Origin of the sequence: Flavobacterium sp. 20NA77.7, from assembly GCF_031326205.1 — a bacterium.
In the GTDB taxonomy this organism is placed as follows: domain Bacteria; phylum Bacteroidota; class Bacteroidia; order Flavobacteriales; family Flavobacteriaceae; genus Flavobacterium; species Flavobacterium nakdongensis.
Genome location: NZ_CP133721.1, coordinates 162,291 through 178,533, shown reverse-complemented (window position 1 = coordinate 178,533; position 16,243 = coordinate 162,291). Strand labels below are relative to the sequence as shown.

At 33.0% G+C, this 16,243-nt stretch carries 14 protein-coding genes; 4 read left to right on the top strand and 10 right to left on the bottom strand.

Annotation, left to right across the window (positions count from 1 at the left end):
- A complete protein-coding gene (locus tag RF683_RS00695) occupies positions 1 to 1,122 on the bottom strand; it encodes a DUF262 domain-containing protein (protein WP_309532322.1) in 1,122 nt (373 codons plus the stop codon).
- Between the two features lie 537 nt (positions 1,123 to 1,659).
- Here RF683_RS00695 and RF683_RS00690 point away from each other — a divergent pair.
- Positions 1,660 to 2,655 carry an NAD-dependent epimerase/dehydratase family protein gene (locus tag RF683_RS00690; RefSeq protein ID WP_309532321.1) on the top strand — a complete coding sequence of 332 codons (996 nt, stop codon included), beginning with the start codon at positions 1,660 to 1,662 and terminating at the stop codon, positions 2,653 to 2,655.
- A gap of 1 nt (position 2,656) precedes the next feature.
- On the opposite strand, the gene RF683_RS00685 is transcribed toward RF683_RS00690, so the two are convergent.
- The 3 genes from RF683_RS00685 to RF683_RS00675 are packed head-to-tail and all read right to left on the bottom strand — an operon-like array spanning position 2,657 to position 5,100.
- Positions 2,657 to 2,986: a DUF4296 domain-containing protein gene (locus RF683_RS00685; RefSeq protein WP_309532320.1), complete on the bottom strand. Its 330-nt coding sequence runs from the start codon at positions 2,984 to 2,986 to the stop codon at positions 2,657 to 2,659.
- Between the two features lie 38 nt (positions 2,987 to 3,024).
- Positions 3,025 to 4,368: a dihydroorotase gene (locus tag RF683_RS00680; protein ID WP_309532319.1), complete on the bottom strand. Its 1,344-nt coding sequence runs from the start codon at positions 4,366 to 4,368 to the stop codon at positions 3,025 to 3,027.
- Between the two features lie 9 nt (positions 4,369 to 4,377).
- Entirely contained in the window at positions 4,378 to 5,100 is a 723-nt protein-coding gene (locus tag RF683_RS00675) for a polyprenol monophosphomannose synthase (protein WP_309532318.1), read from the bottom strand.
- 98 nt (positions 5,101 to 5,198) lie between these two features.
- Between RF683_RS00675 and RF683_RS00670 the strand changes: the two genes are divergently transcribed.
- Both RF683_RS00670 and RF683_RS00665 read left to right on the top strand, forming a co-directional pair.
- A complete protein-coding gene (locus tag RF683_RS00670) occupies positions 5,199 to 5,864 on the top strand; it encodes a DUF4271 domain-containing protein (protein ID WP_309532317.1) in 666 nt (221 codons plus the stop codon).
- A 12-nt stretch (positions 5,865 to 5,876) separates the two neighbouring features.
- On the top strand, positions 5,877 to 6,635 hold the full coding sequence (locus RF683_RS00665) for a uroporphyrinogen-III synthase (RefSeq protein ID WP_309532316.1): 759 nt from the start codon (positions 5,877 to 5,879) through the stop codon (positions 6,633 to 6,635).
- 69 nt (positions 6,636 to 6,704) lie between these two features.
- On the opposite strand, the gene pckA is transcribed toward RF683_RS00665, so the two are convergent.
- Together pckA and RF683_RS00655 are read right to left on the bottom strand one after the other, a co-directional pair.
- On the bottom strand, positions 6,705 to 8,330 hold the full coding sequence (gene pckA / locus RF683_RS00660; protein ID WP_309532315.1) for a phosphoenolpyruvate carboxykinase (ATP): 1,626 nt from the start codon (positions 8,328 to 8,330) through the stop codon (positions 6,705 to 6,707).
- Positions 8,331 to 8,403: 73 nt separating this feature from the next.
- Positions 8,404 to 8,787 (bottom strand): DUF423 domain-containing protein, encoded by a 384-nt coding sequence (locus tag RF683_RS00655; protein WP_309532314.1) that lies wholly within the window; start codon positions 8,785 to 8,787, stop codon positions 8,404 to 8,406.
- A gap of 148 nt (positions 8,788 to 8,935) precedes the next feature.
- Between RF683_RS00655 and RF683_RS00650 the strand changes: the two genes are divergently transcribed.
- The gene (locus tag RF683_RS00650) at positions 8,936 to 10,306 is read left to right on the top strand and encodes a saccharopine dehydrogenase family protein (protein ID WP_309532313.1); all 1,371 of its coding nucleotides are present in this window, start codon (positions 8,936 to 8,938) and stop codon (positions 10,304 to 10,306) included.
- 59 nt (positions 10,307 to 10,365) lie between these two features.
- Here the strand turns inward: RF683_RS00650 and RF683_RS00645 are convergent, their stop codons facing one another.
- The 4 genes from RF683_RS00645 to RF683_RS00630 form a co-directional block, all read right to left on the bottom strand.
- The gene (locus RF683_RS00645) at positions 10,366 to 11,055 is read right to left on the bottom strand and encodes a zinc metallopeptidase (RefSeq protein WP_309532312.1); all 690 of its coding nucleotides are present in this window, start codon (positions 11,053 to 11,055) and stop codon (positions 10,366 to 10,368) included.
- An 83-nt stretch (positions 11,056 to 11,138) separates the two neighbouring features.
- Positions 11,139 to 11,324, bottom strand: coding sequence for a hypothetical protein (locus RF683_RS00640; RefSeq protein WP_309532311.1), 186 nt, complete (start codon positions 11,322 to 11,324; stop codon positions 11,139 to 11,141).
- Positions 11,325 to 11,452: 128 nt separating this feature from the next.
- A complete protein-coding gene (locus RF683_RS00635) occupies positions 11,453 to 14,539 on the bottom strand; it encodes a leucine--tRNA ligase (RefSeq protein ID WP_309532310.1) in 3,087 nt (1,028 codons plus the stop codon).
- A 174-nt stretch (positions 14,540 to 14,713) separates the two neighbouring features.
- A complete protein-coding gene (locus RF683_RS00630) occupies positions 14,714 to 16,243 on the bottom strand; it encodes a toxin-antitoxin system YwqK family antitoxin (protein WP_309532309.1) in 1,530 nt (509 codons plus the stop codon).

Genomic DNA, 16,243 nt, shown 5'->3' with positions numbered 1-16,243 from the left:
TTATAAATCGTATAAATAGTTTAAAGCAAGATTTATTCTTCCATTAATATGTTCTGTTTGCATAGTTCCTTCAGAAATATACTTTCTAAAATTTATGTCTTTTAGTAAATTTAATCTTCTTTTTTCACTTGAAGTTGAAACATCAACACCTTGTTTAATTGCAATTGATGTAGAAATCATAATAGCATCAAAAATTGTAGGATAAAATCTTTTTCTAATTGTCGTTAAATCTGTAGATTGAACATTATAAAAAGCATTATCTCCAAAAGTATTGTAAACACTGTTAATTGTTTGCGAAAAATCATTTCTAAAATGACTTATTGCATCATCAGTATTATTAATTTTGCTACCCATAAACTCATTTAAGTACTTTTTTAACGAAATGTTTGATTTTGGATAATTTCTTATAAAATCAGTATTTAAACTGAAATATCTTAAAATGAATTCTAAATCTCTCATTCTTGGGTCTTCTAATTCACTACCAAATAAGTGTCTCCATTGTAAATTAATGTTTAACTCAAAAAGTAATGAGTTAAATTTGCCCTGATAAACACAGTTTCTAATTTCTTGTGGCATTAAAGTTCTTCCACTTGTATTAATTCTCTCAAAAATTTGATACAAACTTGTGTCACCATCAATTGGTGATTTCTGTTCAAAAATTATTGCGTGAATTGTTGTCGTTTTAATTTTCCTTTGTTCTGTATCAGATAACTCCGTAAATGCTTTATTTCTCCAACGATTATTTATTTTTTCAGGAATATTTGATAATCGAAATATTTTATTATCACCTGACCATATTCCTCTCATATAATCATAAATAGTCATTAACCTTTGGTAACCGTCAATAATTAACATCTTATTATCGTGAGTTTTTGCGAGAAATATACTCGGAATTGGGAGCCCAAGAAGAACAGAATCTATAAATCTACTTGCTTCTGGTTTACCCCAAACATATTTTCTTTGTAATTCTGGTTTTTCTAAATCACCGTCATCATACATTGAGATTAATTCTCGAAATGAATAATCTGCACCCCAAGAATTAATATTATATAAATCATCATTTACATAATCATCGTTTATTTCTTCTGTTAAATTTTCAATATTATTTTCTTCTTCAATCATAATTTATATTTTTTAAATTTCGGTTTTCATAAAATTACCGCCAACTTGTATATATGCGAAACTACTATCACCTTTTTGCATAATTGGCGAACGTTTTATTTCGCTTTTTTCTATACAATTTGAGTATCTTGATCTATTAAGATAGCTCAAAACTAATTTCTTTATTTTATAACTACTATACGAAAATTGCGATTACCTATCAAAAATTCGCATTTTTTTGATTAACTCATTTGTTTTTCAAACCTAATATTTTAGTACTAAACTTACAATACGCATAAAGATGTGGTTGTTTTGGGTGATGGCTTCTCGATACGCTTTGCTACTCGAAGTGACGGAGGGTAATGGATTAATTTGAAAATTTGAAAATTCGTTAATTTTATATCGTAATTTAAACTTTTCACTCTTTACTTTTAGATTGGCTTCTCGATACGCTTTGCTACTCGAAGTGACGAGGAATGGGTAATGGGAAAAACACTTCCAAATTTTCAAATTAATTCATTGACAAATTATTTAGCATTTTTTCTGTACTTTTACAACATGATTTTAGTTACAGGCGCTACGGGTTTAGTTGGGTTTCATTTACTTCTTGAGTTGACCAAAGAAGGTAAAGCTGTACGTGCCATTTACCGCAATGCTGCTAAAAAAGAACATGTTTATAATTTGTTTGCTACGCAAGGCTTAACGGCATCTTTTGAAAAAATAGAGTGGGTAGAAGCTGATATTTTAGACATCCCTAAACTAGAAGAAGCGTTTCAAGGAGTAACGCAGGTGTATCATTGTGCGGCACTGATTTCTTTTGACCCTAAAGACGAAAGCGCGTTGTATCAAACGAATATTATTGGCACGGCAAATGTGGTAAATTTGTGTTTGGCTCACGATGTAGAAAAATTATGCCATGTGAGTTCTATTGCTACGCTTGGCGCGGGCAACACTGCAAACTGGTGTGTTACTGAGGAGACTGAACGAAATATGGAGCTCATTCACAGTGATTACTCCATTACGAAATATGGTGCCGAACTAGAAGTTTGGCGAGGCCAACAAGAAGGTTTAAACGTAGTGGTAGTCAATCCCGGAGTTATTTTTGGTGATGGGTTTTATACTTCGGGGAGTAGTTTATTTTTTTCTAAGATAAAAAAAGGTATGTCTTTTTATACGCAAGGAACTGTAGGCATTGTTGCGGTGGAAGATGTAGTAAAAAGTATGTTGGCCGCAATGAACAGCAATAGTACTGGCGAACGTTTTATTGTGGTAGCTGAAAACTGGACCTACAAAGAACTTTTTGATACGTTAGCTACTGCGCTTCAGGTTAAAAAGCCAACTATAGAAGCAAAACCTTGGTTAACGAGTTTGCTATGGAAAGTGGATTGGTTTTTAGGAACTTTTTTTGCCAAAAAACGACTCTTGACACATGCTACAGCCTTAGCGTTATACGATAAAAGCTATTTGGATTCAGGGAAATTGCAAGCTACTTTTTCGTTTTCTTTTTTGCCAATGAAACACTACCTAACGGCATTAGCTGAAAAACATCGGTAATTCATTGTTTTGTAGTTGGAGTTTGCTCTAAACGTTCCAATACTTTTTTATACATTTTTTTGTAGTGTTTTACATCGCCTGCATAATAACGGCTGTTTTGATGATAGGTAGCGCTATCAATTTTGTATTTTTTATAAATAAAATTTTTGGCGTCAATCCCTTTTTGGTGTAATTGGTCTGGTGCATTTGCTGATGCTGCTTGAAGTACGGCTACATCATACATGATAGCAACCATGGTGTCTTCATCAAGTAAATTTTTGGGTTTTGACACAGGATTGCTTGTGCATGAAAACAATAAAATAACGCTAACTATCCAGACTGTTTTATTCATAATTGATAATTCATAATTCATAATTGATAATTCGCAATTTATTTCTCTCTATCAAAAAGCAATCTTTTACCTGCTACTACTTCTTTAACTTTTCCGTTTTGATACACTAATTTGCCATTTACAAAGGTATGCGAAATACGTGCTTTAAAATTAACTCCTTCAAATGGCGACCAACCACATTTATATAAAATATTTTCTTTTTTAACGGTCCAAGGTTGTTGCGGTTGTACCAAAACTAAATCGGCATAATAGCCTTCTCGAATGAAACCTCTTTTTTCTATTTTGAAAATTTTTGCTGGATTATGGCAAAATTTTTCTACTATTTTTTCAACCGAAATTTTCCCTTGATAATGCGCTTCAAATAATGCAACTAAAGCATGTTGCACTAATGGTCCTCCCGAAGGTGCTTTTGTGTATTTTTGATTTTTTTCTTCCAACGTATGTGGTGCATGATCTGTTGCAATGACATCAATGGTGTCATTCAACAATGCTTTCCAAAGAGCGTCTTTGTCTTTTGCTGTTTTTACCGCTGGATTCCACTTAATAAAATTACCTTTTGTTGCATAATCTTCGTCTGTAAACCACAGATGATGTATGCATACTTCGGCCGTAATTTGTTTTTCTTCTAACGGAATTTTATTGGTAAACAATTCCATTTCTTTTGCAGTTGACAAATGAAAAACATGCAAACGCGCACCTGTTTTTTTAGCTAATTCAATGGCTTTTGATGAAGATAAGTAACATGCTTCTTCGCTTCTAATTAAATGGTGTTTTGTTACAGGAATATCTTCGCCAAATTCTGCTGTATAGGCGGCTAAATTAGCTTTAATTGTACCTTCGTCTTCACAATGTACCGCAATGAGAAGCTTTGTTGACGAAAATATTTTTTCTAACGTTTCTTGATCATCAACCAACATATTTCCTGTTGACGAGCCTAAAAACAACTTCAAGCCCGCAACGTTTCTAGGGTTTGTTTTGAGAATTTCTTCCAAATTATCGTTAGTCCCGCCCATCATAAACGAATAATTTGCATAAGAAGATGTCGCAGCTATTTGATACTTGTCTTCTAATAATTCTTGCGTTACAGCATTTGGAACTGTATTAGGTTGCTCAATAAATGAAGTAATTCCACCTGCCACGGCTGCTCTACTTTCCGAAGCGATTGTCCCTTTGTGTGTTAACCCAGGTTCTCTAAAATGCACTTGGTCGTCTATCGCACCTGGCAATAAATAACTCCCTTCTGCGTCTAAAACCGTATAATTGGGTTTTGCGCTAATGCTTGTGTCAATTTGAGTAATTAGTTCATCTTCAATTAATACATCACCTTCGAAGGTTTTGCCTTCATTTACAATCTTAGCATTTTTAATTAAAAAGGTACTCATATGGGGATTTTATAAACTTTTAAAAATATTTTTTATGCGTAATAGTAACACGCCAAACACGGCTTCTCTTATAATAGCTCCACTCATTTTAGACTCGCCTAATGTGCGGTCTGTAAAAATAATAGGTACTTCTTGTATTTTAAATTTCTTGACAAAAACGCGGTATTTCATTTCAATTTGAAACGCGTAGCCTACAAATTTTATTTTATTTAAATCAATCACTTCTAGTACTTGTCTTTTGTAACAAACAAAGCCAGCCGTAGCGTCATGAATTTTCATACCTGTTATCAAACGCACATATACCGAAGCAAAATAAGAAAGCAATACTCTACTTAGGGGCCAATTGACCACATTTACACCTTGTGAATACCTTGACCCAATGGCTAAATCAGCTCCATTTTGACAAGTAGTGTATAATTTTTCTAAATCAGTTGGATTATGTGAAAAATCGGCATCCATCTCATAAATAAACGGATAATCATGTTGCAAAGCCCATTTAAAACCATGCACATAAGCCGTTCCTAAACCTGCTTTCTTTTCTCTAACTTCTAAAAAAAGTTTGTCCGTATACTGTTTTTGTAATTCTTTAACTTTTGAAGCTGTGCCATCTGGCGAATTGTCATCTACAATTAATACATGAAAGGTAGAGGGCAACTGAAACACCGCATGGATAATGCGTTCTATGTTTTCAATTTCATTATACGTGGGGATAATTACAATTCCTGCGGACATATACTTTTATTTGTGGCACAAAATTAAGCTATTTTTATTTTAAATATCTTAATAATTTTATAATTATTGGTACTACTATTTTTTGCTACATTTGCATTATGAATGTAGTACTATTAAGCGAACGAATTTTAATTAGCAAAGATTGGGCAACTGTGTTGTTTATACTAGCTTTGGTAATTATTGCCGCAAACAAAACGGTGTTTGAAGTTCGTTTTAATGAATTTATAAAAATTGGTGTTTCCGATAAATATCACAAGATTTATAAAGACACCAGTAATTTATTAAACTGGTTTACGGTTTCTATGTTTGTTATTCAACTTATTTCATTTTCATTCTTCATCTTATTACTTTTAAGCTATTTTGGGTATTCAGAACTTTCAAATTACATTACATTCATTCAAATTATTACCTTTTTATTTGTTTTTATTTTATCTAAATTCTTAATTGAAAAAATCATTGGGAACACATTAAATGCAGAAGGATTTGTAGATCAATTTAATTTGGTAAAAGTAAATTATAGAGCTTTTTTTGGATTACTATTATTACCTGTTAATATTATTTTATACTACAATCACACTCCTTTACAAGTTGCATTTTATATTATTTTGGCTGTTTTTGTCATATATAACCTCATCACGTATTATTTTTTAATTAAGACCTATCAAAAATTAATCTTAGGCAAATTATTTTATTTTATTTTGTATCTTTGCACCCTTGAAATAGCACCATATTATTTCATGTATTATTGGATAACAAAAAAATAGTATTTGTTAGATATGTCAAATTTAAAAGTGAAAACTATTTTGGTTTCACAACCAGAGCCAAAGGTGGAAAATTCCCCTTATTATGAACTACAAAACAAATTGAAGGTTAAAGTTGACTTTAGACCTTTTATTCACGTGGAAGGCGTTTCGGCAAAAGAGGTTAGGGCACAAAAAATAGATTTAAATAATTTTACTGCTATTATTTTTACAAGTAAAAATTCGGTAGACCATTTCTTTAGAGTAGCTGAAGAGATGCGCTATAAAGTACCTGAAGACTTAAAATATTTTTGTCAATCTGAAGCTATTGCTTTTTATCTTCAAAAATATGTGGTGTATAGAAAACGTAAAATTTATGTGGGGCCAAAAGAATTTGCAGATTTAACACCTTTAATTAAAAAATATAAAGACGAAAAATTCTTATTACCAAATACGGACCAATTAAATGCAGATGTTCCTCAAACATTAGACGGCCTAAAAGTAGATTGGAAACAAGGTATATTTTACAGAACCGTAATGAGTGATTTATCTGATTTAAAAGATGTTTATTATGATATTTTAGCGTTTTTTAGTCCGACAGGAATTAAATCTTTGTTTAAGAATTTTCCAGATTTTAAACAAAACGACACAAGAATTGCTGTTTTTGGAGAAACAACTAAAAAAGAAGCTTTAGATCACGGTCTTCGCATTGACATTATGGCTCCAGCTCCAGGTACACCATCAATGACAGGTGCTCTTGAAAAATATGTTGCAGAAGTAAATAAAGGAAAATAATAGTACACATACATCAAAAAGAAAAAGCCCAAAGTTTTCACTTTGGGCTTTTTTATGTAGTACATTAAATTACAATTGTGGTCCGGCTGCAACTAAAGATTTTCCTTCTTCGTTGTCTGTATATTGAACGAAATTTTTAATGAATCTTGAGGCTAAATCTGTTGCTTTCGTTTCCCATTCGGTTGCATCTGCATACGTGTCTCTTGGGTCTAAAATTGCTGAATTAACATCATGTAGCGCTGTTGGAACTTCAAAATTAAAAATTGGCACTACTTTAGTAGTTGCTTTTTCAATTGAACCATCTAAAATGGCATCAATAATAGCACGTGTATCTTTTATAGAAATACGTTTTCCTGTTCCGTTCCATCCTGTGTTAACCATGTAAGCCGTTGCGTGATGTGCTTCCATCTTCTTAACTAATTCTTCTCCATATTTTGTGGGATGCAAGGATAAAAATGCTTTTCCAAAACACGCCGAAAAAGTTGGTTCAGGTTGTGTAACCCCTCTTTCTGTTCCAGCTAATTTAGCTGTAAAACCTGAAAGGAAATAATACTTTGTTTGTTCGGGAGTTAATTTAGATACAGGAGGCATCACACCAAACGCATCTGCAGTTAAGAAAATTACTTTTGTAGCATGTCCTGCTTTTGAAACAGGTTTAACAATGTTGTGAATATGATAAATAGGATACGAAACACGTGTATTTTGTGTTACTGAACCGTCTATAAAATCTATTTTTCCATTAGCATCTACAGTAACATTTTCAAGAAGTGCATCTTTTTTAATTGCGCCATAAATATCTGGCTCATTTTCAGCACTTAAATCGATTGTTTTTGCATAACAACCTCCTTCAAAATTAAATACACCATCATTGTCCCATCCGTGCTCATCATCTCCAATTAATTCACGTTTTGGATCCGTTGACAAGGTTGTTTTCCCTGTCCCTGACAAACCAAAAAACACAGCCACATCTCCGTCTTTTCCTTTGTTAGCCGAACAATGCATAGACGCAATTCCTTGTAAAGGCAAGTAGTAATTCATCATAGAAAACAAACCTTTCTTCATTTCACCACCATACCAAGTTCCTCCAATCAATTGCATTTTTTCAGATAAATTAAAAGCTACGTATACTTCAGAATTTAATCCATGTGCTGCATATTCTTTAAAACTGGTTTTCGAGCCATTCATAACAACAAAATCTGGCTCTCCAAAGTTTGCTAATTCATCTTCAGTAGGACGAATAAACATATTGGTTACAAAATGTGCCTGCCAAGCTACTTCCATAATAAAACGGACTTTTAATCTCGTATTTTCATTGGCACCACAAAACGCATCTACCACAAACAATCGCTTTTCAGACAATTGTGTTACAGTAGTTTCTTTCAAGGCATTCCAGGTTTCTGGTGAAATGGGCTTGTTGTCGTTAGCTGCTTTATCAGAATTCCACCAAATCGTGTTTTCTGTAACAGCATCTTTTACTATATATTTATCTTTTGGAGAACGACCTGTAAATTCACCCGTCATTACATTTACCGCTCCTAATTCTGTAAGTTGCCCTTTTTCATAACCTTGAAGCGATGTGCTAAGTTCTTCATTATATAGTAAATCGTAGGAAGGATTGTAAACGATTTTTTTGACATTTTTGATTCCATATTTTTCTAACGAAATCGATTTCGTAGATTGGGCGTATGTATCCATAATTAAATGAGTTATGTTGTTGTTTTAAAAGTGCAAAATTATAAATTAATTTTCAGATTCAACTTGAAAATAGTTATTTTTTAGCTAAAAGTCTGAAAATTAGATAGCCCCAAGCACTAATGAGTAACATTCCTCCAATAGGCGTAATTGGCCCTAGAATTTTTGTTTTTATTCCTGTAATGCTTGCCGTTGTCAACAAATAAATTGAACCTGAAAAAAACAATATGCCAAAAAGAGTCAAATAAAAAGCAATTGTCTTTTCATTCGTATTAAAAAAGGATGTAGATGCAACAAAAACCAAGAATAGCGCATGATACATTTGATATTTTACACCCGTTTCAAAAGAGACTAACTGTGCTGCCGTTAGTGTTTTTTTTAAAGCATGTGCGCCAAAAGCCCCTAATACTATAGCTATTACTCCTAAAAGCAATCCAACCAATATTATCTTTTTCTCCATTTTTTCTCCATTTAATTACAAAGATACTGAACTTAAATTTCTTTTTTTGCTATTTTTATTCGAAGTGTTTTTTATAAATATAACATTTCACTATCTTCGTGTTATAATAATCACAAAACACATTTTCAAGCTAATAAAAATAGAGTAAATGAAGAATATATTAATCATAGGAGCAGGAAGATCAGCTTCTTCACTCATAAAATATCTTTTAGACAAATCTGACGCAGAAAAACTACATATTACTATAGCCGATTTGTCTGAAGAATTAGCTAAGAAAAAAGCAAATGGACATCCTAATGCCGCGATTGTTGTGTTAGATATTTTTGATGAAATAGCGAGAAGAAATGCTGTTCAACATGCAGATATTGTTGTTTCTATGTTGCCCGCTCACTTGCACATTGAAGTAGCTAAAGATTGCATTTTTTTTAAAAAACACATGGTAACAGCATCCTATATTAGTGCAGCAATGCAAGAACTAGACGCAGAGGCTAAAGCTAATAATCTAATTTTAATGAATGAAATTGGGCTTGACCCAGGTATTGATCACATGAGTGCGATGAAAGTATTAGACGAAATTAGAGCTAAAGGTGGCAACATTATTCTTTTTGAATCATTCTGTGGCGGATTAGTAGCTCCTGAGAGCGATACTAATTTATGGAATTATAAATTTTCTTGGAATCCAAGAAATGTAGTATTGGCAGGTCAAGGTGGCGCGGCAAAATTTATTCAAGAAGGAAAATATAAATACATTCCTTATTCAAAATTATTTAGAAGAACAGAGTTTTTAGAAGTAGATGGTTTTGGTAGATTTGAAGCCTATGCCAATAGAGATTCGTTGAAATATAGAAGTGTATATGGTTTAGATGAAGCCTTGACTTGTTACCGAGGAACCATACGACGAGTGGGCTACTCAAGAGCTTGGGATATTTTAGTACAACTGGGCATGACAGATGACACGTATACCATGGAAGATTCGGAACACATGACGTATAGAGAATTTACCAATTCTTTTTTACCTTATCATCCTACTGATACTGTAGAAATTAAATTGAGACATGCACAAAAAATTGACCAAGACGATATCATATGGGACAAACTAGTTGAACTAGATTTATTCCGTTCTGATAAAATAGTAGGCTTAAAAAATGCTACTCCTGCTCAAATATTAGAAAAAATATTAACGGAAAAATGGACGTTACAACCACATGACAAAGACATGATAGTCATGTATCACAAATTTGGTTACGAATTAAACGGTGAGAAAAAGCAAATCGATGCTACTATGGTTTGCATAGGTGATGACCAAATTTATACTGCCATGTCAAAAACAGTAGGACTTCCTGTAGCTATTGCAACTTTAAAAATCCTTAAGGGAGAAATTACAACTCCAGGGGTACAATTGCCTATTGGTAAAGAAGTATATGAACCTGTTTTGAAAGAACTTGAAACGTATGGCGTTATTTTCAACGAAATGGAAGTGCCTTATTTAGGCTACAACCCTTTAAATGTAGAAAATTAGTATCTTTAATAGGAGTACGCCCAAATTCAGGATTGACCTTGAGCGTACTTTTTATCTTGCTAGTCACGACTCGCACCTACATATCGCATTACATAATACAATAACGTTGCTATAGAACCAATAGCTGCTACTAAATACGTTCTTGCTGCCCATTTCAATGAATCTTCAGCTCCTGCATATTCTTCTTGCCCTAGCATGTTCTTGTTTTTTAACCATGCTAAAGCTCTATTGCTTGCATCATATTCAACTGGTAACGTAATAATTGAAAATAAAGTAGTTACAGAAAACAGCACAATTCCTATTAATAATAAATTAGGAAATGTATTTATCATCAATATTCCAGCTAATAAAACCCATTGCACCAAACTAGAAGAAATTTGTACCGCGGGCACTAATTTAGAGCGTAATTCTAACATACTGTATGCTTGTGCATGTTGAACGGCATGTCCAACTTCATGAGCGGCAACGGCAGCAGCAGCAGCATTTCGTTGACCATACACGGCTTCTGATAGATTGACTGTTTTATCCATTGGATTGTAATGATCTGTTAATCGCCCAGGTGTCGAAATTACTTTTACATCATATATACCATGATCGTGAAGCATTTTTTCAGCGATTTCGGCACCTGACATGCCATTTCGCAAATAAACCTTAGAATAATGATCGAATTTTGATTGTAATCTACTAGATACCAACCAACTAATCAACATCATTACTACACCTATTAACATAGAACCTGTATCAAACATAGTTGTCTTTTTTAAAATTATACTTAAAAAGTAGCAAATTATAGGCCATTTTAAATTTTCAACCTAAAATGACAAGTTGGCATTTATTTACAAATGGTAACAAATGCAATCAATTCTTGTGCCTCAAAATAAGTAAACGACACATTAATGACTTCATAACCTGCTGCCGATTTTTTATTAAGAAATAACTCAACTTGTTTTGCTAACTCATCTTTGGTACTTCCAAAACCCGTGCTCTTTTTCAAAATGTGAACTTCGTGTTGTTTCATTACTTTAATATTTATTTATTATACGTAAAAAATGAAAAATGTTACAAAAAAATCCCAAACTTTTAGGTTTGGGATTTTTTTAAGGTTGTGATTTTTCCTTACGTCGAAAAGACAAAATTGTGGTGAAATTACCCCACCAAATTAATAATCTTACCAGGAACGATAATCACTTTATTAGGCGTTCTGCCTTGTAATTGTGCTTGTGTGCGCTCATCTTCCATTACGATTTCTTCAATTTGAGCAGCGGTTAAATCTAATGGTAATTTAATCGTGAAACGCATTTTTCCATTGAATGAAACTGGGTATTCTTTTTCAGATTCTACCAAATACTTTTCTTCAAATTTTGGAAAAGAAACCCTTGAAATAGAACCTTCATAACCTAAAGCACTCCATAATTCTTCAGCGATATGAGGCGCGTAAGGAGAAACTAAAAGGGCTAATGGTTCTAAAATGGCTCTGTGATGGCATTTTAATTGTTGTAATTCATTCACGCAAATCATAAATTGAGAAACCGATGTGTTAAATGAGAAATTCTCAATGTCTTCGGTTACTTTTTTGATAGTTTTATGTAACGATTTATACATTTCTGCTGTTGGTTCATCGTTTACAATAACTAAACCGTTATCATCAAAATACAAACGCCATAATTTTTTCAAGAAACCGTAAACCCCTGTAATACCTGCTGTATTCCAAGGTTTTGCTTGTTCCAATGGCCCTAAAAACATTTCATACAAACGTAGCGTATCGGCACCGTATTCATTACAAATATCATCTGGATTGACTACGTTGTATTTTGATTTTGACATTTTTTCTACTTCTGAAAAGCAATGAAATTTATTATCCATTCCCATTATTGAGTTAACCTCTAATTTAGAATATCTTAAGTCTTCTGATTTTTTTATCTTTTCAAAATCAATTGTTCTTAAATTTCCATTTTCCTCAACATATATCAAATCAATATTAATTGAACTTTCACTATCAATTTTTAATAAAATATCGTCTTTAGTAATTGTTTTAAAGGAAAAGTCTCTAATTAATATATTCATTACCTTTTCTATTAAATCATTTCCTAATTGATTTAATTTGATATAATCTTCAGATTTTAATAATGCCGAATAAGTTGCAGATATATAATACTGTTTATAATTATTTACAAAATCATTAACTTCTTTTTTATATTCTTCATCATTTTTGGAAATAATATTAATCTTTAAAATATATGCTTTCGCACTCATTCCCAAAATCATTCCCTGATTAATTAGTTTTTTGAAGGGTTCTTCTGTTGGGGCGAAACCTCTATCTTTTAAGAATTTGTTCCAAAAACGAGAATACAATAAATGTCCGGTTGCGTGCTCGCTTCCACCAATGTATAAATCTACATTTTGCCAATAGTTTAATGCTTCTTCGCTTGCAAAATCGTTTTCATTTTGCGCATCCATATAACGCATCCAATACCAAGAAGAACCTGCCCAACCTGGCATCGTGTTCAATTCTAAAGGAAAAACTTTCACGTTATCTATCAACTCACAACTCACTACTTCCGACTTTTCAACGTCCCAAGCCCAAATAGTTGCGTTTCCTAATGGCGGTTGCCCGTCTTCTGTGGGTAAGTACTTTTCTACTTCTGGCAACACAATTGGCAGGTGTTTTTTGTCTATCATTTGTGGTAAACCATTCACATAATATACTGGAAAAGGCTCGCCCCAATAACGTTGACGAGAGAAAACAGCATCGCGTAAACGGTAATTTACTTTAGCATTTCCTGCACCTATTTTTTCTAAAGCTTCGATGGCTTTTTTCGTTCCGTTTTTGTAATCTAATCCGTTTAAGAAATCAGAATTTACCAATTCGAATCCGCCTTTTTCACCATAAGCCGCTTCTGAAATATCTTGGTTGAAAATATTTTTTATTTCTGGCATTCCGTGTGTTCCTTTGAAGAAATTCGCGAAAGCATAATCACGTTCATCGCCACAAGGAACCGCCATAACAGCACCTGTTCCATAACCCGCCAAGACATAATCGCCAATCCAAATTGGAATAGGTTCTTTTGTGAAAGGATGTTCGGCATATGCGCCTGTAAATACTCCTGAAATGGTTTTTACATCGGCCATTCTTTCTCTTTCTGAACGTTTTGCTGTGGCTTCTACATAAGCTTCCACCGCTGCTTTTTGTTCTGGAGTAGTAATTTGTGCCACCAATTCGTGTTCGGGTGCTAATGTCATAAATGTTACTCCGAAAATCGTATCAGGGCGAGTCGTAAACACATTGATATGGTCGAAGGTCGAAGGTCTAAAGTCTAAAGACTCAGATTGTGTTTGACTTTCCGACTTTTGACTTTTGACTTTAAACGAAACCATTGCTCCGACTGATTTACCAATCCAATTTCGTTGTGATTCTTTGATGGATTCACTCCAATCGATATCATTTAAACCTTGTAATAATCGCTCCGCATATGCAGAAATTCGCATACTCCATTGAGTCATTTTCTTACGAACAACTGGATGGCCGCCGCGTTCTGAAACGCCATTTACGATTTCGTCATTCGCTAAAACGGTCCCTAAAGCAGGACACCAGTTTACTTCGGTTTCGGCTAAATAGGTTAATCTGTATTGTAATAAGATTTTTTGTTGTTGTTCAGATGAAAAAGCGTTCCATTCGGCTGCAGAAAACGAAGTGATGTTATCATCACAAACGGCATTAACTTGTGTATTTCCGTTTTTCTCAAATTCTTGCATTAAGGCGCAAATGCTTTCTGCTTTATCCGAGTTTTTATTGTACCAAGATTCGAATAATTGTATGAAAATCCACTGTGTATGTTTGTAATAGTCTGGATTTGACGTACGAACTTCTCTGCTCCAATCGAACGAAAACCCAATTTTATCTAATTGTTCGCGGTAACGGGCAATATTTTCACGCGTAGTTTTTTCAGGATGTTGCCCTGTTTGAATCGCATATTGTTCAGCTGGTAACCCAAATGAATCATACCCTTGCGGATGCAACACATTAAAACCTTGGTGTCTTTTATAACGCGCTACAATATCTGATGCAATGTACCCTAACGGATGCCCAACGTGCAACCCCGCTCCCGATGGATATGGAAACATGTCTAATACATAGTATTTAGGTTTTTCCGATTGATTAGATGCAGCAAAAGTTTGGTTTTCTGCCCAATAGTGTTGCCATTTGGCTTCGATTTTTTCGTGGTGGTATTTCATTCGTCGCTCTTATTATTTTTTAATGCCCTCATGCTTTCGCAAGCTCAAGTCATTTGTTCTAGGTTTCAGGTTAAAAGTGATTAAGTCATATAAAACTTGAAACCTTAAACTTGAAACAAAAATTCGGTTGCGAATTTACGTTTTATATATCAAAGTTGAAAGTTTGAAAAAAAGCTATTTGTTTTCTGCTTTTATAAGGCTTTCGAACTCTTCCTTTGTTACTAGTTTAGACTTTCCTTGCGATTCGTAATAATATTCTCTTTTTTCGGTATTTGTTTTTTCGTCAAAAATAATTTTTACACCATGCATTACTTCGTTTCTATAATTCGTTTCCACGACACCTCCACCATACATTTTATAGATATATTTAATTTTTCTGCCATTTGCATCATAATGTGTTTCATTAGTTGAGGTAGGCTCATCATCTTTAAGGGTATAAAACTTATTAATTCCAACTGGGAGTTTTTTAGTGTTGTATTTATTTTCATGCAACAGTTTTCCAGCTTTATCGTAATATTTTATGCTATAAAGCCCCGTATTTGTATCTTTTTCATGAATATAAAAAACGGCTTGATTAGCATAATATGCTGTTTCTTTTACCAATTCCTCATTTTCATAAATCGCTTCTGAAGATTTTAAATTATTGTCTTTATTATAAAGAATATAACCATTTCTTTTGTTGTTTTTATATGTTGTTACACTCGTTATTTTCCCATTTTTATAATTTATAACTTGGCCATTCAAACTGTCATTTTTAAAATTTTGTTCGCGTTCAATTTCTCCTCCCGCATTGTAATTTTTCCAAGTTCCGGTTTTTAATCCTTGCTGGTCATAGTATTCTTCTTTAAGTAGTTTTTTAGCATTAGAAAATGTTTTATGCTCGCCTATTTTTTTTCCAAATCGGTATTCATATGTTGAAGTGATTTCTCCTTTTGCATTATAAAACTCTACAAATCCGTGTTTTTTACCTAGATAATATGGAATTTTCACACTTAAAGTTCCCGTATCATAATTATAGACTTTAGCATCTCCATGAATTTCTCTAGTATTAATAATGCTGTATTCGGTAACTAATTTATCATTTACAAAACGCTGTACGTTGCCTTTTTTAAAATCATTAGGTAAAATATAAAGATTTTTACCTTCATAAAATTTTAAATTTCCCACTAAATTTCCATTTACATAATTCCCTTCCAGTATTTTTTTGTCGTAATTTGGATACGTATAACGGCGAATTCCATTTTTAATATTGTCTTTGTAGTGTGTTTCAATAACTAAATGATATTGGTCATCATAAATATTACAAACACCATTTGCTTTTCCATTTTTAAAATCCATCTCTTGAAAAGTAGATCCATTTACATGATAGATTGTTTTTTTACCCTCTAAAAGACCATTTTTATACGTTGCCTCAGAATAAATTTTTGAATTTATATACACCTTAACAACAGTACCTTCTAATCTATTTTTAGTGATGTCATAACGAATATTAGTTTGCTTATTTGACTTTTTTAATGTTTCCACATCCGTTAATTTATTTGACATATCTGCTGGATCTAACTCCCATTCGCTATAAAAGAAACTAGCCATATTTCTTATATCGGGCATTCTGATTTCTATATCATATTCATTGTTTATATATGCATTTTGAGCCATTAAAACACTTGAAATTAAGAACATAGAAAAGATAAATAGTTGTTTCAT